This is a genomic window from Actinomadura nitritigenes (assembly GCF_017573545.1).
GTDB lineage: Bacteria > Actinomycetota > Actinomycetes > Streptosporangiales > Streptosporangiaceae > Spirillospora > Spirillospora nitritigenes.
The window spans coordinates 82,752-100,925 of the sequence record NZ_JAGEOK010000030.1; the positions used below are offsets into that span (position 1 = coordinate 82,752).

14 protein-coding genes are annotated in these 18,174 nt (G+C 69.2%); 9 read left to right on the top strand and 5 right to left on the bottom strand.

From position 1 onward, the window contains the following. Positions 1-6 precede the first annotated feature (6 nt). Positions 7-879 (top strand): polysaccharide deacetylase family protein, encoded by an 873-nt coding sequence (locus J4557_RS36805; protein ID WP_208271422.1) that lies wholly within the window; start codon positions 7-9, stop codon positions 877-879. A gap of 691 nt (positions 880-1,570) precedes the next feature. Here the strand turns inward: J4557_RS36805 and J4557_RS36810 are convergent. Next, positions 1,571-2,023 carry a hypothetical protein gene (locus J4557_RS36810; RefSeq protein ID WP_208271423.1) on the bottom strand — a complete coding sequence of 151 codons (453 nt, stop codon included), beginning with the start codon at positions 2,021-2,023 and terminating at the stop codon, positions 1,571-1,573. A 461-nt stretch (positions 2,024-2,484) separates the two neighbouring features. Then, entirely contained in the window at positions 2,485-3,252 is a 768-nt protein-coding gene (locus tag J4557_RS36815; RefSeq protein ID WP_208271424.1) for a hypothetical protein, read from the bottom strand. 639 nt (positions 3,253-3,891) lie between these two features. Here J4557_RS36815 and J4557_RS36820 point away from each other — a divergent pair. After that, positions 3,892-4,407, top strand: coding sequence for a VOC family protein (locus J4557_RS36820; RefSeq protein WP_208271425.1), 516 nt, complete (start codon positions 3,892-3,894; stop codon positions 4,405-4,407). An 828-nt stretch (positions 4,408-5,235) separates the two neighbouring features. After that, on the top strand, positions 5,236-7,803 hold the full coding sequence (locus J4557_RS36825; protein WP_208271426.1) for a CLIPPER-2 domain-containing protein: 2,568 nt from the start codon (positions 5,236-5,238) through the stop codon (positions 7,801-7,803). 240 nt (positions 7,804-8,043) lie between these two features. Here the strand turns inward: J4557_RS36825 and J4557_RS36830 are convergent, their stop codons facing one another. Then, a complete protein-coding gene (locus J4557_RS36830) occupies positions 8,044-8,913 on the bottom strand; it encodes a LysR family transcriptional regulator (protein WP_208271427.1) in 870 nt (289 codons plus the stop codon). Positions 8,914-9,002: 89 nt separating this feature from the next. On the opposite strand from J4557_RS36830, the gene J4557_RS36835 reads away from it, so the two are divergent. The 5 genes from J4557_RS36835 (at position 9,003) to J4557_RS36855 (ending at position 14,734) form a co-directional block, all read left to right on the top strand. After that, complete coding sequence (locus J4557_RS36835) at positions 9,003-10,214, top strand: MFS transporter (protein ID WP_208271428.1); 1,212 nt, start codon at positions 9,003-9,005, stop codon at positions 10,212-10,214. A gap of 715 nt (positions 10,215-10,929) precedes the next feature. Beyond that, complete coding sequence (locus J4557_RS36840) at positions 10,930-12,069, top strand: sensor histidine kinase (RefSeq protein ID WP_307800415.1); 1,140 nt, start codon at positions 10,930-10,932, stop codon at positions 12,067-12,069. Beyond that, positions 12,066-12,719: a response regulator gene (locus J4557_RS36845; protein WP_208271430.1), complete on the top strand. Its 654-nt coding sequence runs from the start codon at positions 12,066-12,068 to the stop codon at positions 12,717-12,719. Before J4557_RS36840 ends, J4557_RS36845 begins: the two co-directional genes overlap by 4 nt. Before the next feature lie 153 nt (positions 12,720-12,872). Then, positions 12,873-13,505 (top strand): hypothetical protein, encoded by a 633-nt coding sequence (locus J4557_RS36850; RefSeq protein ID WP_208271431.1) that lies wholly within the window; start codon positions 12,873-12,875, stop codon positions 13,503-13,505. Positions 13,506-13,555: 50 nt separating this feature from the next. Next, positions 13,556-14,734: a serine hydrolase domain-containing protein gene (locus J4557_RS36855; protein ID WP_208271432.1), complete on the top strand. Its 1,179-nt coding sequence runs from the start codon at positions 13,556-13,558 to the stop codon at positions 14,732-14,734. 451 nt (positions 14,735-15,185) lie between these two features. On the opposite strand, the gene J4557_RS36860 is transcribed toward J4557_RS36855, so the two are convergent. Beyond that, positions 15,186-15,569, bottom strand: a complete 384-nt coding sequence (locus J4557_RS36860) for a winged helix-turn-helix transcriptional regulator (RefSeq protein ID WP_208271433.1) — start codon at positions 15,567-15,569, stop codon at positions 15,186-15,188. A gap of 86 nt (positions 15,570-15,655) precedes the next feature. Here J4557_RS36860 and J4557_RS36865 point away from each other — a divergent pair, with 86 nt between their 5' ends. Beyond that, positions 15,656-16,639 carry a zinc-dependent alcohol dehydrogenase family protein gene (locus tag J4557_RS36865; protein WP_208271434.1) on the top strand — a complete coding sequence of 328 codons (984 nt, stop codon included), beginning with the start codon at positions 15,656-15,658 and terminating at the stop codon, positions 16,637-16,639. An 86-nt stretch (positions 16,640-16,725) separates the two neighbouring features. Here J4557_RS36865 and J4557_RS36870 read toward each other — a convergent pair whose 3' ends face one another. Beyond that, a complete protein-coding gene (locus tag J4557_RS36870; protein WP_208271435.1) occupies positions 16,726-17,220 on the bottom strand; it encodes an integrase core domain-containing protein in 495 nt (164 codons plus the stop codon). Positions 17,221-18,174 lie beyond the last annotated feature (954 nt).

An 18,174-nucleotide genomic window follows, 5' to 3' on the forward strand; every position in this document is an offset into this window, starting at 1 on the left:
TCTCCCATGCAACTGGAGAACGCGCTCTTCGACTACAGCCCGATCACCGAACGCCCGCCGATCCGCTGGCCGGACGGCGCCCGGGTCGCCTTCTACATCGGGCTGAACGTCGAGCATTTCCTGATCGACCGCCCGTCCACCAGCATCTGGCCCGGCACCGCCGACCTGGTTCCCGACGCGCTCAACTACGGCTGGCGCGACTACGGGCCCCGCGTCGGCATCTGGCGCATCGCCGACATCCTCGACCGGCACCGCGTCCGCGCCAGCGTGCTGCTGAACTCCGACGTCGTCCACCACAACCCGCAGATCATCAAGGCCGGCCTGGAGCGGGACTGGGCCTGGCTCGCCCACGGACAGACCAACTCGATCCTGCACGCCGCGACGGACCGGGATCAGGAACGCGCCGTCCTGGCCCGCGTCGTCGACACCATCGCCGACGCCACCGGGCGACGACCGCGCGGCTGGATGGGCCCCGGGCTGACCGAGACGTTCCACACCCCCGGCCTGCTCGCCGAGCTCGGCCTCACCTACGTGCTGGACTGGACCAACGACGACCAGCCCTACCCGCTCAACGTGCCCGGAATGCTCAGCCTCCCCTACACGGTCGAACTGAACGACCTCGGCCTGTTCTCCAAGGGCACCACCGGCCCGGAGTTCGTCCAGATCATCAAAGACCAGTACGAACAACTGCACGCCGACGCCGAAGACGGCGGCCGCGTCATGGCCCTCGCCCTCCACCCGTTCGTGACCGGGCAGGCATTCCGCGCCAAATACCTGGACCAGGCCCTGGCCTACCTCGCCGCGCAACCCGACATCTGGCTCACCACCAGCGACCAGATCGCCGAACACTACAGCCGCACCGTCCAGCAGCGAACCTGACCCGGTCCCACCGAACAGCCGTGGAACATCAACGCCACCGGCGCGGCGGCGATCAACACGAACCAGGTTCGCCAGGACGTATCCGCCGATCATCTTGGCGACCCGTTTCGGATCGACCGCCTCAGCGCTGGCGTTGAGGCGGCGAACCAGCCGTTCACCGCCTGCTTGGGCAAGCACCCCACATGGCTGGGCGTACCTTGCGCTGGCCATGTCCACTACCGCCGCCGTCCTGCACCAGGTGGGCGTCACCCCGATGCCCGCTGGTTAGGCCGCCGAGGTAATCGCCAAGGTTCGCGCGGAGTACCGGCTGCCACCTGCGTTCCAGCGGGCGGGCACCGGTGTCGGGGGACTGGTTCCCGCTGCTGGAGGAAGGCGGTGTCTCCGACGTCGGCTTCAGTGGCAACGGGCTGGTCGCGGTAGTTGCGGGCGGTGCGATGATCCGAAGAGCCGCCATCCGACATCGTGCATGCCCATACCGACCGGCTAGGCCACCGGCAAAGCCTCCCTATAGCCGGCTTCGGCTGCCCGGCCGGCGCGAGTCTGGTCTCAGCGTGAACCACGAGGACCCCCTAACCGAGATGTGCGTGTTGTGGTGACACACACCTCGGCAGGAGGTCCTCGTCCTTTTTCAGCTCATCAAGTCGCGCCGCGGCGGCCGCCGGGCCGCCGCCCTTGATGGGCGATTGCGGTACTAGCCGCAGTGCACCTTCTTGGCCTCGCCCTGGTAGTAGGTCGAGCCCTTCCTCAGCGACCCCACGACCGTGATGCAGCGGCCCTTGGCCCAGATCCTCACCGGCCCGGCGTAGGACCGGTAGTTCTGCTTGAAGCCGTCGGTGACGGTCTTCTCCGGGGCGGAGTTCTTCTTGTCGTACCTGGCGAGCAGCACGGTGATGTGCGAAGTGCCCGATCCCTTGGCGCGGACGATGGCGCAGTTCTTCCCGTTGCCGGCGTTGTAGTAGAGGTCGGCATAGCCGCCGACCTTCTTGCCGTGCTTGATCGGGATGTGGTTCGTGCCCTTGAGGTAGCGGTATCCGGCGCCGCAGGAGCCGGTCGCCGCGTTCGCCGGAGCGGCCACCATGGTGACTCCGGCACCGGCGATGCTCGCCGCCAGGATGGTGGTGGTGATCTTCCTCGTCAGCCGCATCTCTATCCCCTCGTCATAGCCGGGCCGAAGCTCCGGCTCCCTCGTTCAGAACAGACAGTCCAGGGAGCGAAGCAGGGCGCAAGAATGAAGCCGCGCCGCGTCCTCGGCCCGATCCGTTTCGGGACCGCTGAGCCGGTACCGAGCCGGCGTGGCCGTCAGCAAGGACAGCGAGGCCAGCGGAGAACTGTGCGGGGAGGCCGGGAACGGTTTCTGATCCGTGACCGGGAGGGCAAAAGCCCCGATCTCTCTGACGCAGTTCCGGCAGATGCCAGCTTTGGAGCGGTGCTCACCGGTATCTGGGTGCCGAGGCAAGTGCGCGGCCACGACGACGGGGCCGGTCGCCCTCTCGTGAGCCGCGTTGGGACGGAGGTCAGGGCGTCCACCACCCTGGGGAGGCTCCGGTGGGGCGCTCCGCGGCTCGGAGAGCACCCCACCGTCTTCGTCCCGTCGGATTCAGTGGCCTACGAAGGGAGGGACGCGTACGACTTCGAGCCGAGGTAGCCCTGCAGCGAAGCGGAGTTGCTGCCGGACGCCGACGGCAGGCCGGAGCGCCAGTCGGCGATGCCGCCGAGGAGGCCGCAGCCGGACGTTGCGGGCACGGAGAACGTGGTGTCGTTGAACGTCGCGCCGATCGCGCTCGTGTAGAACTTCAGCGTGGACGGGTCGGCCAGCGCCTTCAGGTGGACGGGCTGGTCCTTCGTCCCGATGTAGCAGGTGTCGCCGAGCAGCGGGTTGATGACCTTGATGCGGATGTCCATCGCGGTGCTGTAGGTCCCGCTGGTCTGGCCGAGCTCGAGCCCGCCGACGTACTCGGTCTGGACCTTCAGGCTGAGGAACGGGATGTCCTCGGTGCCGGGGACGCCGAGCACGCCGCCGGGGACGGACATCGGCGCGGAGTCGAAGCTGCCGAAGAAGTTGCGGCGCACGCCGGTGTCGGGGTCGGGGCCGTTCTGCAGCACGATCGTGATCGGTGAGGTGATCGGCTGCTCGATCTTGCCGATCTTGATCGTGCCGGCGGGGATCACCAGGACGCCGCAGGTCCACTGGCTGGGAGTGGCGCCGGCGGGCAGGGCCGGGCACTTGTCGTAGCTGATGGTCACGGGCGGGTCCTCGGCGGCGGAGGCGGGCGCGGCGGCACCGCCGAGGACGGCGAGGACGGCGGCCGCGCCGAGGGCGAGAACGGACAGGAGCCGGGCGGGCAGCGCGCGCAGGCAGGAGGGAGACTTCACAGGGGTGGGGCCTTTCCCGAAGAACGTCACACGGGACCGGAACAGGCGGGGATGTGACAACGATCGGTGGCAGGTTATTGCGCGACGTTTCCGCGATCAAGGTTTTGGATCAAGGATCGCGATCATCGTCGGCGCGGTCACCCTGCGTTGATCAGGCCGTTCGTCCTGCTGAGTGACGTGCTGCCGGGAGCTGCGTCCACGTGAGTCAAGCAGCAGCGGAGGCGGTCGTGCTCGCTGTGGCCGAGACGAAGGGCAGCAGGGGGCGGGCCAGGCCCGTGTGTTGACCGTTTCATGAGGTTGACCGCGGAGCCGAACGGGGACTTCGACCTGAGGATTTTTCGTCAGGGGGTGGTGGGGTGCCGCGGGTCGATGGGCATCGTCCGGGCTGGCCTTGCTGGGCGGAGCTGGCCACGCCGGACCTGGGGGTGTCCCATCGTTTCTACTCCGAGCTGTTCGGCTGGGGCCGCTACACCGTCGTCGTACCTCATCGTGGAGAGATCGATGTCTTCACCTGTGGCGAGGATGACGCCGAGGTCGCCGCGCTCCAGCAGCTCGCCGACCCCGCCCAGCCGGCGTCGTGGACGTGCTATTTCCGTACGGACGACATGGCGCGCAGTGTCGAGGCGGTGCGGCGGGCCGGTGCTGATCGAACCCGTCGAGCATGGCAACCTCGGGCTTTCGGCCATGTTCGTCGACCCGGAGGGCGCCGACTTCTGCGTGGTCGACACCTACGACTTTCCCGGCGCCAGGGTGGTGGAGGAGTCTTCCTCGCCGGTGTGGATAGAACTGGCGGTCCATGACCTCGCCGCGGAGCGAGGGTTCTATGGGGAGGTGTTCGGCTGGCGACCGGTGGACCGTGACTATGGCGCCCTGCCCTACACCGAGTTCAAGGTGGGTGACGAATCGGTGGCGGGGATGGTGGCCATGGACGAGTTGCGGGCGGCCGCAGAGCCGTCGCACTGGATGCCTTATGTCGAGGTCGCCGACTGCGACGCCGCTGCCGCCCGCGCGAGTGAGCTCGGCGCCAGGATCCAGGTCGGCCCGACCACGGTCGAACCGGGCCGCTACGCCGTCCTGGCTGATCCGACCGGCGCACGACTGGGCATCATCACCCCCGATCCGGTGGTGCGGAGGAGTTTCCGCACGGCGCCGTAACGATCGTCGCTTTGGCTCGGGCGCTCATCCTGGATCCCGGACATCTCATCAGCCACGCCGACGTCTTCTGGTCGGCCACTACCGACGTTCGGTGGCGGCAATTCCACGATGGCGCAGTGCCCGCTGGCGGTCGGTCAGGTCTGCCCGCACGGCGGGATCGCCCTGGCCAGGGCTCCGGTCGGCCCGCGCTGAATTCCGGCAGGTTCATATGTCCGGCGATAGCGAGCGTTTCCCGTCGGCCGGCATCCGCTACGTCACGTCACGTGCCGAAATGGCAGGCGACCCTGAACGCCCTCCAGGAACTGTCCGATATCGGTCCCGACGCGCCGGTCGGCTACGGCGGCGGAATATCGCCGCGGCGAGGCGGATCACCGTTCCGGTTCATTTCCTGCTTCCGTGGGACGGTGAGCACGCCGACCGCCATTCCGCTCTGAAGTATAAGGCGCCTTCGCCTCGGCGGAGAGGACGCCGCACGCCGACCCCGGCGACCACCGCAACGTCCGCTGGGGCGACATCGACAGCGCATTTCTGACCGGCATCCCGGTCAGACCGCCCCGTCAGCGGCGTGACTGGCAGGTATCGGCGCCGGTTCCGGGCCGGGCGCCTAGTCTGCCGGCGCATTCCTTCCGGCGCGACGCGCTCCAGTAAAACTCGAAAGCTTGATCATTTTTAACCTTTCCCAGGCGTGCGCGGGAGGCCGGCCATGCAAGCTGATCGTGATAATCAGCGTAGTTCTTATGGAGCGACAGGGGGAGAAATGGAAGTTTCGTACGGCGGCGGAATGGTCGGCCGCCTGGCCAGGGGCAGACCACGGCGCGCCATCGCGCTGTGCTGCTCGCGGTGGTGGCGCCCGGGCCCGCGGCGGCCGCGCACCCGGCGGCACCGGAGATCCCGACCGCCCAGCAGACGGTGCCCGGCATGCCCGGCACGCCGCAGCCGGCCACGTCGCTGTTCACCGAGGACTTCCAGAACCGGCAGTCGGCCCTGCCCATCCGGTTGACCAGCTACACCGGCGTGACCGGCATGACCTACACCGCGGACCCGGCCTGGCTGCAGAACTGCAACGGCTGGGTCGCCGCCTTCCAGGACCCGGCCGGTACCAACCCGGCCGTGGCTCCCCAGGTGGCCGACTGCACGCCTGCGCCGGGCGGTCCCGGCACGCCGGGGGTCACGGCGTGGAACCGCGTACGCCAGCTCTCCCAGGCGCTCGGCGTCCTCAACGGATCGGCCGATCCGGCCGCCAATATGGCGGTCAGCGCCTACACCAACGGGCCGGTCAACAACGGCGACCCGGGCCCGAACAAGGTCGAGTTCGAGACGGCCGGGACCATCCCGGTGCCGCAGAGCGGCCGGTTCCTGACCTTCTCCGTGAACGCCGCGGAGACGAGCTGCGACGCCACCCACAACCATGCTCGGCTCAACTTCTACCTGGTGAACGGGGAAACCACGACCCCCGTCACGTCCGGGCCGATCGAGCCGTGCGCGCGTGGCACGGAGGTCTCCCCGGGGTTCCGGGCGGGAACCTTCACGGGCGACGCTCCGCTCCTCTACACCGGCTCGTCCGCGGTGGGCATCAGGATGACCAACTCGCAGGGCAGCGGCAACGGCAACGACCACGCTTTCGACGACATCAGGCTGATGGACGTCACGCCGCAGCTCGACAAGTCGTTCGAACCCGGCAGCACCGAGGTCGGCCATGTCTCGAAGATGACGTTCACCATCACGAACACCGACGACCTGCTCGCCAAGAGCGGCTGGTCGTTCACCGACGAGTTGCCGGACGGCCTGACACTGGCGTCCCCCGCCGACGCCCAGACCGACTGCCCGGCGGGGGACATCGACGCCGAGGACGGAGGCTCGACGATCTCCGTGACCGACGGGGCGCTCAACGCCGGCCAGGCCTCCTGCACGGTGACCGTCAACGTCACGTCCGACGCCGCCGGCACGTACACCAACAACGCCTCGAACATCACCTCGTCGACCGGCCTGAACCCGCCGGGCGATTCGAGCGTCACGTTCGTTCCTGCGCGCGAGGCCTCGATCAGCCTGGAGAAGTCGGCGTCGCCGACCTCCTTCTCCGCGCCCGGCCAGGTCATCCGCTACAGCTACCTGGTCACCAACACCGGCGATCTTCCGTTGACCGATGTAGGTGTCACCGACGACCTGAGCGGTCTGCCGGATGTCTCCTGCCCGCGGACGACTTTGGACGTGGGCGAGAGCCAGACCTGTACCGCGACGTATACGACGACGCAGGAGGACATGGCACGCGGCTCCATCCACAATGTGGCGACTTCACACGGCACCCCGCCGGACGCGACGGAACCCGTCGTCTCGGATCCGTCGGAGGTCACGCTGAATTCCACCGCCGAACCCGGGATCAGTGTGCGGAAGTCGGCGTCGCCGCCGTCCTTCTCCGCGGCCGGCCAGGTGATTCATTACAGCTACCTGGTGACCAACACCGGCGAGGTCCCCTTGACCGGCGTGGGTGTCACCGACGACCTGGACGGTCTGTCGGCTGTCTCCTGCCCGCAGACGACCCTGGATGTGGGGGAGAGCCAGACCTGCACCGCGACGTATACGACGACGCAGGACGATGTGGAGCGCGGCACCATCCACAACGTGGCGACCTCGCACGGGATACCGCCCGGTACGACCGAGCCGATCGTCTCGGATCCGTCGGAGGTCACGCTGCATGCGACCACCGGCGAGCCCGGCATCAGGGTGCGGAAGTCGGCGTCGCCGACGTCCTTCTCCGCGGCCGGCCAGGACATCCACTACAGCTACCTGGTGACCAATACCGGGAACGTTCCGCTGTCGGATGTGGGTGTCCGTGACGACCTGAATGGTCTGTCGGGGGTCTCCTGCCCGCAGACGACTCTGGACGTGGGGGAGAGCCAGACCTGCACTGCGACGTATACGACGACGCAGGAGGATGTGAAGCGCGGCAGCATTCGCAATGTGGCGACTTCGCACGGTACTCCGCCGGGGGCTGCGGAGCCGGTGGTCTCGGAGCCGTCGGAGGTGACGCTGCATGCGACCCCCGCCGGTAAACCAGGGATCGCGCTGAAGAAGGCCGTGAAGCCCGACACGTACAGCGAGGCCGGGCAGGTCCTCCACTACAGCTACCTGGTGACCAACACGGGTGACGGCACTCTCACCGACGTCCGCATCAAGGACCGCCTGCGCGGCCTGTCGGCGATCGAATGCCCGCGGACGGAACTGCCGCCCGGGGAATCCGAGACCTGCACCGCCACCTACGAGATCAAGAAGGCGGACATCGAGGCCGGGTTCGTGAAGAACTGCGCCGTCGCGCAGGGGACTACGCCGTCGCACGGTTCGGTGGAGTCCAGTCCGGCCAAGGCGAAGGCGTACGTGCGCCATCCTGTGACGCCCTAGGTCGCGCGGCGTCCCAGCGGTCAGACCGACGGCCGCCGGGGCGGCGGTGCCGGACAAACGGCGCCGCCGTCCTGGCGGCCGTCGGTCGTCTCCGGGCCTGTGGGCGAGAGTCCGCCGGGCGGCACCGCGGCGGCCAGGCTGTGCGATCGGGTGGGGGTCTGGTGCGAGAGGTGTGGAACCGTACACGAGCCGACGCCGATGTTGTCGCCGCTGTTTGCGAAGGTGACCGCGGCGAAGGGGTCAATAGGCCGCGAGCAACTGCTCGAGCAGAGCCGCGGTGGCTCCGCCGTGCGAGGCCCGCGTCACGACGTTGAACTCCCAGGTGATGCGCTCTTTCAGAGGGACGACCACGGTGCCTTCGCTTGGCGGGATCAGCAGTTCGGGAAGCAGTGCGATGCCGAGGCCGTTGGCGACGAAGACCGGGATCGAGTTGGTCTCGGTGACCTCGGCTCTGACGTCGCGCACAACCCCGCGTGCGCTGAGCGCGGCGTCGAGGACGTCCCGGTTGCCGAAACCGACAGGCGCGTCCACGAAGCGCTCATCAGCGAGGTCTCCCAGCGCCAGTCCCGCCCGCGATGCGAGGGGATGGTCGGCGGCGACGATGACCGCGTAGGGCGTTGTGGCGAGCCGGTGCACGGCGAGGTCCGGGGCGGTGGCCGCCGGAAGCCCGTACAGGCTGAGATCGAGCCGCCCTCGCCGGACGGCGTCGGCGAGCTCCGCCGAGCCGGACGAAGACGCGCGCAGCCGGAGGTCGACGAGCGGGTGCTCACGGTGGAAGGCGCCGATGACGCGCGGGATCGCGAGGTAGCTGACGCTGGAGAACACCCCGATGCGCAGTTCGCCCCGCAGTTCGCCTCGCGGGTCGGCGGCGGTGCGGGCGCGCGCCTCGGCGTCGGCGAGCGTGCGAAGCGCGGGCAGCACCGCCTCTCCGGCGGCGGTGATCCGCACCCCTCGCTGGTCCCGCTCGAAGAGGGCGGTGCCGAGCTCTCGTTCCAGCGCCCGGACGCCGGCGGAGACGGTCGACTGTGCTGCGTAGACCCGTTGCGCGGCACGGGTGAAGCTCAGCTCGTCGGCGACCGCGATCGCGTACTCGACCAGTCGGGTTTCCATCTCTCGCCCACCGCTCCATCGTCCGCATCGATAACTGTAAGCAAGAGTATGCGTTGGACACGATGACGAGCGGCCTCGAGCATGGAGGAATGACGACAACAGCGGCTCCCGCCCGGACTCCGGCCACCGCACGACTCCCGCATGGGGCGGGGTTCTGGATCATCGCGCTCGCCTTCGGCACCGAGCTCGCCTTCTGCGCCGTCCCGACGCCCCTCTACGCGATCTACCAGCAGCGCGACGGCTTCCCCACGATCATCGTCACCGTCATCTTCGCCGCCTACGCGGTCGGGGTGATGCTGAGCCTGTATCTCGTGGGCCATGTCTCCGACCGGTTCGGACGCCGGCGCGTGATCCTCGGATCGCTGCTCGTCAACTTGCTGGCCGCGATCCTCTTCCTCGTCTGGAACGATGTCGCCGGCCTCATCGTCGCCCGGTTGGTCAGCGGACTCGGCGTCGGCATCCTCACCGCCACGGCGACCGCGTACCTCTCCGAACTCGGCGCGGCGGCCCGCCACGCCAAAGGCCGCGTCGCCCTCGTGTCGACGTTCGCGAACCTCGGCGGCATCGGCCTCGGTCCTCTGATCGGCGGGCTCATCGCGACCTGGTCCACGCGCCCCCTCGTCGCGCCCTACGCGGCCTTCGCCGTCCTCTTGGTCGTCGAAGGGATCCTGGTCGCCTTGGTGCCCGAAACCGTCGGGCGCCGTGAGGAGACCCCTGCCTACCGGCCGCAGCGCGTCGCGGTGCCGGCGGCAGGAAGGGGCGCGTTCTGGGCGGCCGGGGCGGCGGCGTTCGGGGCGTTCGCGGTGTTCGGCACCTTCATGGGACTGTCCTCGACCTTCCTGGTCGGTGTCCTCGGGCTGCATTCGCACCTGCTCGCCGGTCTGGCGCCGTTCGTCATCTTCATGGCGGCGGCCCTCGCACAGGTCGTCACCCTGCGCCTGAGGATGCGCCCTCAGATCGGGCTGGCCATCGCGCTCGCCGCGCTCGGGCTCGTGAGCATCGGTGTCGCCGCCATCGTCGCCTCGCTTCCACTCTTCATCGTCGGCGGTGGGGTCACGGGCGCGGGTATCGGCATCCTGTTCCGAGCCGCCCTCGGCACCGTCGCCGTCGTCGCGGATGCGGAGCGCCGGGGCGAGGCGCTCGCCGGCGTCTTCCTCATCGCCTACGCGGGCATGACTATCCCGCCGCTGCTCACCGCCGCCGCGCTGAGGGTCTGGCCCACGGTCGCCGTGCTCGTCGGCCTCGTCGGCCTCGCCGCGATCCTCGTTGCGATCTCCGGCTCCCGGATGCTTCGCCGCTGAGACCTCAAGCGGCTGCGCCGCGAGAACGGCGGTGCAGGGTGCTGAGCCTGTGCCCGGGCACCTACTCCGGCCGCAAACGCCACCCGCCCTCGACCCGCGCCAAGCGGGACGACCTGGCACCAAGACGGCCCGCGCATTGGAAAAGCGGCCGCACGAGCTGCCGGGGCACAGATAGGGCGCCGAGAAGTTCCTCGACTCCCACGGATATGCACCTCGTGCTTGCCGAGAACCACGCGGGAGCGAATCGTTCACACGCGGGGATCGCCGACTGGAGGCAGCCGCACGAACACAGTGGTGGGTGAGACCCGGCTCAGGCCGGCGGCGACGCTGACCACTTTCTCCACAGGGATCAGCCGGAGGGGTTCGCCGCTACCGTCCGCGCGTTCCTCAACGAATTCCGCTGACAGCCACGGTGCGGTTGAGTGGTCAGGAACCGCTCGGTCATCGGAGGTTCCTCACGGCTTGATCGAGTGGGTCGCGACGTGAACGGGGACTTCCACGCCGGCACCGTGTCGCGGTACAGCGGCTTCCCCTGGGCTCCGTGCGGCCGAGTGAGAAACGGTTCTGTGAGGCCTGACCGCTTCGGGGCAGTGGACCGCGAGATCCCTCGTACGACGGAGGCGATCATGCCCCGCACCGGCCCGATACTGGGTGGATGTCGAATCGGTTCCGCGTTCCTGGCCGGCTGAGATCGCGTACGGGTGACGGCCGTCTGGTGGACGTGTTGGTCGCCGCGGCGGTCGCCGTCCCGGTGTTCGTGCCGTTCGCCACGGCGCCGGAGGTCACGCCGCTCGGTGTGGTGTTCAACCTGGGTACGGTCGTGCCGCTGGTGTGGCGGCGGCGGGCGCCGTTCGCGACCGCGCTGGTCGTGGCGGGTTTCGCGATGGGAGTGTCGCTGCATCACCGGCCGGGCCAGGTGGTGCAGTACGGGGCGCTGGTGGCCATCTACACTCTCGCCGACTTGGGGCGGTACAGCTGGCAGCGATGGGGGTTCATCGGCGCGCTCGTGGCGACGATCCCGCCGGGCGCGCTGCTGGTCAAGGGCAACGATGCGAACGAGTTCATGTTCACGCTGCTGCTGCCCATCACGGCGTTCCTGCTCGGCACGCTGGCGCGGACCGCACGGGAGCGATCGAACGCGCTGGTGGAACGTTCCGCGCAGCTCGAACGCGAACGTGAGGCGCTCGAACGCGAACGCGAGGCCGAGGCGGGGCGGGCGGCGGCGGAGGAGCGCGCCCGCATCGCCCGGGACATGCACGACGTGCTCGCCCACGCCGTCAGCATCATGGTCGTCCAGGCCGAGGCCGGTCCGGTGGTGGTCCGCCCCGACCCCGACCAGGCCGAGCGGGTCTTCGACGCGATCGCCGAGGCGGGCCGGGACGCGATGGCGCAGCTGCGCCGCATGCTGGGCGTCCTCAAGGAGGACCAGGACCACGGCGTGCGTGCGCCGCAGCCGACCATCGGTGCGCTGCCCGGCCTGGTCGAGCACGTCGACCGCACCCAGGTCCGCGTGCGGCTCGCCGTCGAGGGCGTAAGCCGCGACCTGCCTCCCGACGCCGACCTGGCGGTGTACCGCATCGTCCAGGAGGCGCTCACCAACACGGTGAAGCACGCCAACGCGCGGGCCGCCGAAGTCCGGCTCCGCTGGACCGACCACGAACTGGAGATCACGGTGACCGACGACGGGCGGGGACACGACGGAACGAATCCGGGCTGGCGGCGTGGCGGCGACGGCCTCATCGGCATCCGCGAACGCGCGGCCGCCTGCGGCGGCACCGCGGAGGCGGGCCCCTTGCCGGGCGGCGGATTCCGGGTCCTGGCGCGCCTTCCCTACGCCGCGGCGGTGACCGCGTGATCCGGGTGGTGCTCGCCGACGACCAGGAACTCGTCCGCAGCGGCTTCGCGATGATCCTGGACGCCCAGCCCGACATCGAGGTGGTGGCCGAGGCGGCCGACGGCGCCGCCGCGATCGCCGCCGTGGCCGAGCACGACCCCGACGTCGTGCTCCTCGACATCCGGATGCCCGGCTTGGACGGTATCGAGGCCGCGAAGGCCGTGTGCGCCGAGACCCGCACCCGCGCGATCATGCTCACCACGTTCGACCAGGACGACTACGTCTACGACGCGCTCTACGCCGGGGCCAGCGGCTTCCTGCTCAAGGACGTGCGGCGCGACGACCTCGTGCACGCGGTCCGGGTCGTGGCGGCGGGGGACTCGCTGCTCGCGCCCTCCGTCACCCGCCGCCTCATCTCCGACATCGCGCGCAACCGCCCGCGCGCCGGCGCGACCGCCTCCGACCGCCTGTCGGTCTTGACCGGACGGGAGCGTGAGACCCTGCGCCTCCTGGGCCGCGGCCTGTCCAACGCGGAGATCGCCGCGGCCATGGTCGTCAGCGAGCACACCGTGAAGACCCACGTCAGCAACGTGCTGGCCAAACTCGGCATCCGCGACCGCGTGCAAGCCGTGATCGCCGCCTACGAGACGCGGCTGATCGAACCGTCCTGAGGTGGAGCTCGCTCGCGCGGGGGAGCCGCGCCCCGGTCCTCCCCCGCGCCACCGATCCCCGAAGACCGCTCGCGGCGGCGATCCGCCCGGCCGCCGGATTCCCGAAGATCGAGAACGTCACGACGCAGGTCTCGAACTCCGGGAGAACCCCTCATGGCCAAGATCGCCTACCACCTCGCCCCCGCCCTCATGCTCGCCTACGGCGCCGTCCGGCTCATCGACGGCCTCGACGGGCAGCACGGCCCCGGACCCGCCTGGACCGTGGGCCATCTGCTCTTCCTCGGGTCACTGCTGCTGTACGGCGGGGTGATCGCGGGCGTGCACGGCCGCATCCGAGCCGCGGTCGCCGGCTCCGTGGGCCGGGTCACGGCAGGCGTCGCCACCGCGGTCGCCGCCTTCGGGCTCGTGACCTTCGTCCGCGTTTCGATCGTCGACATCGTGGTCGGCCTGCAGGCCGCGGACCCGGCCGAAAAGAGCATGCTCTCCGACCGGTACGCCGACGTCCCCGCCATACTTCCCCAGGCGGTCTACGAGGTCGGCCCAGTCCTGTTCATGCTGGGGCTGCTCGTCCTGCTCATCCAGTTCGCGGCCGTCACCCCGGGCCGCAAGGCGGTCGCCGCCATGAGCCCCGTCCTGGTCGCCCTCGGCTTCGTCGCCATCACCGCCGATCTCGACCTGCTCCCGGCGGGGGCGGCGCTGATCTGGCTCGCCCTCGTCCCCTTCACCCGCGATCGGCGCCACTCCTTCCCCCGCCGGCTCGCCACCAAGGCCCGCGTGACGGCCTGACCCGGCACGGTTCGCCTTTCCAAGCACTACTGAGAACAAAGGGGACACACATGTTCAGGCAGAGGCGTGCACTGCGCGGCGCACTGACCCTGGCCGCAGCGGCCGGTGTCATGGTGAGCGCACTGACCGGCACCGGCGCGGCGCAGGCCCGCGGCGCCGCGCCCGGAGCCGCCGACCAGGCTCGGTTGTCGGGACTCCTGCACCGGTTGACCACGGTCGACGGCGGGCCCGGAACGCTCCTGCACCTGCGCGATCGTCGCGGCGACACGGTCCTGACCAGCGGCGTCGCGGACGTCGACAGCAATGCCCCGGTACCCCGCGACAGCAGGTTCCGGATCGGCAGCATGACCAAGCCGTTCGTGGCCACGGTCGTCCTCCAGCTCGCGGGGGAGCACCGCGTCTCTCTTGATGCCCCGGTGGAACGCTACCTACCCGGCGTCGTTCGCGGCGAAGGCAATGACGGGCGGACCATCACCGTCCGCCAGTTGCTGCAGCACACGAGCGGAATACCCGACTACCTCACCTACCTCGACAAGCAAGAAGTCCTCAACAACCCGCTCGCCCACCATGACGCACGCGACCTGGTGAACATCGCGCTCGCCCACCCGCCGACCTTCGCGCCCGGCACCGACTGGCACTACTCCAACACCAACTACCTGCTGGCAGGCATGCTCATCGAGAAGGTGACCGGCAACACCTGGAACCAGGAGGTCCGCCGGCGCATCATCACCCCGCTGGGCCTGCACGACACCTCCGCACCGGGTGACAGCACGACGATCCCTGAACCGCACCCGCGCGGATATGTACGACCGGGCCAGAACGCACCGCTCCTGGACCTCACCGCGTTCAATCCCTCGGTCGCAGGCCCGTCCGGCGCGATGATCTCCAGCGGCGGCGACGTCGACCGGTTCCTGGACGCGCTCGTCAACGGCCGGCTTCTGCACCCGGCCCAACTGCGGGAAATGATGCGAACCCGGCCCACCGGCGACTCCGATGGCCGGGCGTACGGCCTCGGCCTGGAGAGCAGGCCACTGCCCTGCGGCGGGCTGTACTGGGGGCACGGCGGCGATATCTTCGGATTCGAGACCGTGGGCGGCGCCACCGTCGGCGGCAGCCAGGCAACAGTCATGGTGAATCTCGACCCCGGTGGTACGGACGCACAGAGCGACGACATGAAGACCGCAGTTCAGGCGGCGCTCTGCCAGAGCCGGTCCACCGCCTCCCGGTAGAGCCTGCCCCGAAACCGCCCCCTCGCCGGTTGGACAGCCGCACCACGTGCTGTCGGAGCCGGGCCGCCTTCGAGAGCTTCTGGCCCCTGAGCCACAGAAGACCGACCCGGCAAGGCGAAGGCCCCGGAGCTCGCTGCTCCGGGGCCTGTTCCCTCGCCGCGGAACTACGACTTTCGTCAGAACCCCTGGTCCGGTGAACGAGTGGAGGAAGGGGAACTCACCTCCGCGGCCCGGAGATCCGCCAAACGACGGGGTCCCGCCAGACTGTCGGGGGACTCTATCGCCGGAACTCTCCACAGCCGGCGTGTCACTGGTGCGCTTGAAGGCCCGCTGCGGGCCCGCGGGATGCGCGAACCCCGCCCCTCAGACGCGGAAGTCGGGCCTCACCGACGAGCCGGCGCGCAGATCGACGGTCGGTGCCCCCGGCAGGCAAGGCCGTCCACCGCCGAGATCAATGTGCCGCGTGAGCTTGAGCAGAAGTCGCGGCTTCCGCGGCCTCCTGGAAGTCGACCACGGCCCCGCCGTGGTCCCTCGCCCAGTTCGTCAGGACCTCGATGGGCTCGACGAGGGTCCGACCGAGGTCGGTGAGGCTGTACTCGACCCGCCGTGGTGCTTCTGCCCGGCGTTCGACCAGACCGTACTGCTGGAGCCTGCGCAGCGTCTGGGTGAGGACCTTGCGCGAGATATCACCGATGAGGTCGACGAGCTCACCGTGCCTGCGTGGCCGCTGGCTGAGCCCGAAGAGCACGAGCGCGGCCCATTTGTCGGAGATGATTTCGACCGCCAGGCGAGTGGGGCAGTCGGCGAGGAAGACGGGTCCGGTCGCGTTCTGCATGGTAAACGAAGGTACCAGGAGGTAACCAACGACTCCGTAACGTCTTCGGTGAGTGCTGAACCAGCACCGGATGCGGAGGAGTCACCATGCCACGAGTCGTCGTGTTCGACGAGTTCGGCGGGCCGGAGGTCATGCACGTCGTCGAGGAGCCGATCGTCGAGCCCGCGGTCGGCGAGGTACGGGTCAGGATCGAGGCGTTCGCCGTCAACCCGCTCGACCTCATGATGCGTTCCGGCGCCGCGCCCGCGACCGTCCCCTTGCCGCACGCCCGCCTCGGTGTCGAAGGAACCGGCGTCGTCGACGCGGTGGGCCGCGACGTCACCGGACTGCAGATCGGCGATCCGGTCATCCTCACGGCCGTTCCGGACGCGAGCGTCAGGGGCAGCTACGCCGAATACGCCACCGTCCCCGCGAGCCGGGTCGCCGCCCGGCCGGCCGGGCTCACGATCACGGACGCGGCGGCGGTCTGGGTCGCGTTCTCCACCGCCTACGGCGCGCTCGTCGAGAAGGCGAGGATGCGGCCCGGCGACCACGTCCTCATCACCGCCGCGTCCGGCGGCGTCGGCCGGGCGGCGACGCAGATCGCAAATCAGATCGGCGCCGTGCCCCTCGCCGTCACTCGGCACACCGCGAAGACGGACGACCTGCTCGCCGCCGGCGCGGCCGCGGTCATCGCCACCGACCAGGTGGACGTCGTCGAAGCCGTCCACCACCACACCGGCGGGGCAGGTGCCGACATCGTCCTCGACCTTGTCATGGGCCCTGGCCAGCAGGATCTTCTCAAGGCGGCCCGCCCCGGTGGAACACTGGTCGCCGCAGGCTTCCTTGACGCTCGGCCCACGCCCTTCCCGGCGGGCACGCCGCTCACGGTCTTCGGCTACCAGAGCTTCGAGCACACCCTCGACGCGGTCGTGGTGAAACGCATGGCGGCCTTCCTCAACGCTGGCGTACGCCTCGGCGCACTGCGGCCCGCCATCGACAGGACGTTCGCCCTCGACGACATCGTCGAGGCACACCGCCACCTCGAGAAGGGGCTCCACGCCGGAAAGAAGATCGTCGTCACGGTCTAGGAACAAGCCGGAAAAGCCTGTGGGGCTTCGATATCCGGATTCTGGCTTCGGCCTGGAGCTCCGTGTCGCTTCAGACGTGGTGATCGCTATGCGGCGTTGAGGTATTCGTTGATCACACAGCCGAGGAGTCGTGTCCGGCGGATGTCGGCGTTGCTGCTGATGGGAGTCGGTTCGGGCGGGGGAGTAGGCGGTCGTTGTCCCAGGGAGCGATGCGGACGGTGACCGTTGAAATGATCGGCGTAGGTCCTGAGCACGGCTTCCAGATGGCGTCGGGAGAAGATCAGTAACCGGTCGGTGCACTCGCGGCGGACGCTGCCGACCCACCGCTCGGCGAAGGTGTTTGCTCGTGGGCTTTGCGGTGGTGTCCGCAGGACGGTGATGCCGGCCGTTGCGAAGACGGCTTCGAAGGCGTCGGTGAGTTTGGTGTCCCGGTCGCGGACGAGAAAGCGGAAACGCTGAGCGCTCTGGTCCAGGTCCATCAGCAGGTTCCGGGCCTGCCGGGTCACCCAGGCGCCCGTTGGGTTGCGGGTGGCGCCCAGCACATGGACCCGGCGAGTGGCGATCTCCACCGCGAAGAACACGTGGATCCGCTGGAGGAAGACGGTATCGACGGTGAAAATCGCAGGCCAGGACGCCGGAGGCCTGGGCATCCAGAAACGTGGTCCAGGACGCGTCGGTCCGTCGCGGTGCCGGATCGACACCGGCGCGGCGCAGGATCCGCCACACGGTGGCCGCCGGCACCTGGTAACCGAGCCCGATCGACTCCCCGTGGATGCGCCGGTGACCCCACCCCGGGTTCTCGCCGGTTCCAGCGCGACCAGGGCAGCGGCCGCGACAACGCGGCCGGCAGGACCCGATCGGCCGGTTGGAGAGCAGGACGCGTCAAGTGCCGCTGCAACACCGCAAGCTGATGACCTAACACCAGGATCTCAACGTCCTTGGCAGGGCTGCGGATTCGCGTCCGCGGGAGTCCGCGGTTGCCCTCTCTGGTCGGCTCGGCTGCCGGTTGCTGCGGGCGATGTGTCACAGCTTGCGGGGCCTGAGGTGCCGCTTCTCGGGCCTGGGCGGGATGGCTGGAGGCCCGGATCGAGCCGTCGAGCCAACAGGGGAACGAAGCGGGGCATCCCGGGCGGGAGACATACCAGGGCAATCCTTCGTTTGCCCTGGTCAGGGGTGGTGGGTCGCGTGGGACTCGAACCCGCAACCTACGGATTAAAAGTCCGAAACTGTCGTATCGGAGGGGCCTGCTCAGTGTCGGCCTATGTTGATCCGTCCGCATTGAGTCCGATTTTCGTATCGCACGGTGCCGCCGAGTGCCGATCCGGTTCAGAACCGCCGAGCCGGCATGGACCATTGGTGATCTTGTGGCTTGCCCGTCGGTGGCCTCGCCTGACCAGCATGGATGGAGTTTTCGGCAAGCGCAGGGTCGTCACCTGGACGGGCCTGTCTGCGGCTCATCGGGATCACGGTGATGAACCCGGGTACGGTCCGGTACTTCGCCGCCATCGTCGTCGGCGGTCACTTCGGGGCCTTCG

Coding starts and splice junctions, on each gene's coding strand:
- J4557_RS36805 (WP_208271422.1), top strand. CDS start 7: ATGCAACTGGAGAACGCGCTCTTCGACTACAGCCCGATCACCGAACGC.
- J4557_RS36810 (WP_208271423.1), bottom strand. CDS start 2,023: ATGCGGCTGACGAGGAAGATCACCACCACCATCCTGGCGGCGAGCATC.
- J4557_RS36830 (WP_208271427.1), bottom strand. CDS start 8,913: ATGGAAACCCGACTGGTCGAGTACGCGATCGCGGTCGCCGACGAGCTG.
- J4557_RS36835 (WP_208271428.1), top strand. CDS start 9,003: ATGACGACAACAGCGGCTCCCGCCCGGACTCCGGCCACCGCACGACTC.
- J4557_RS36850 (WP_208271431.1), top strand. CDS start 12,873: ATGGCCAAGATCGCCTACCACCTCGCCCCCGCCCTCATGCTCGCCTAC.
- J4557_RS36855 (WP_208271432.1), top strand. CDS start 13,556: ATGTTCAGGCAGAGGCGTGCACTGCGCGGCGCACTGACCCTGGCCGCA.
- J4557_RS36860 (WP_208271433.1), bottom strand. CDS start 15,569: ATGCAGAACGCGACCGGACCCGTCTTCCTCGCCGACTGCCCCACTCGC.
- J4557_RS36865 (WP_208271434.1), top strand. CDS start 15,656: ATGCCACGAGTCGTCGTGTTCGACGAGTTCGGCGGGCCGGAGGTCATG.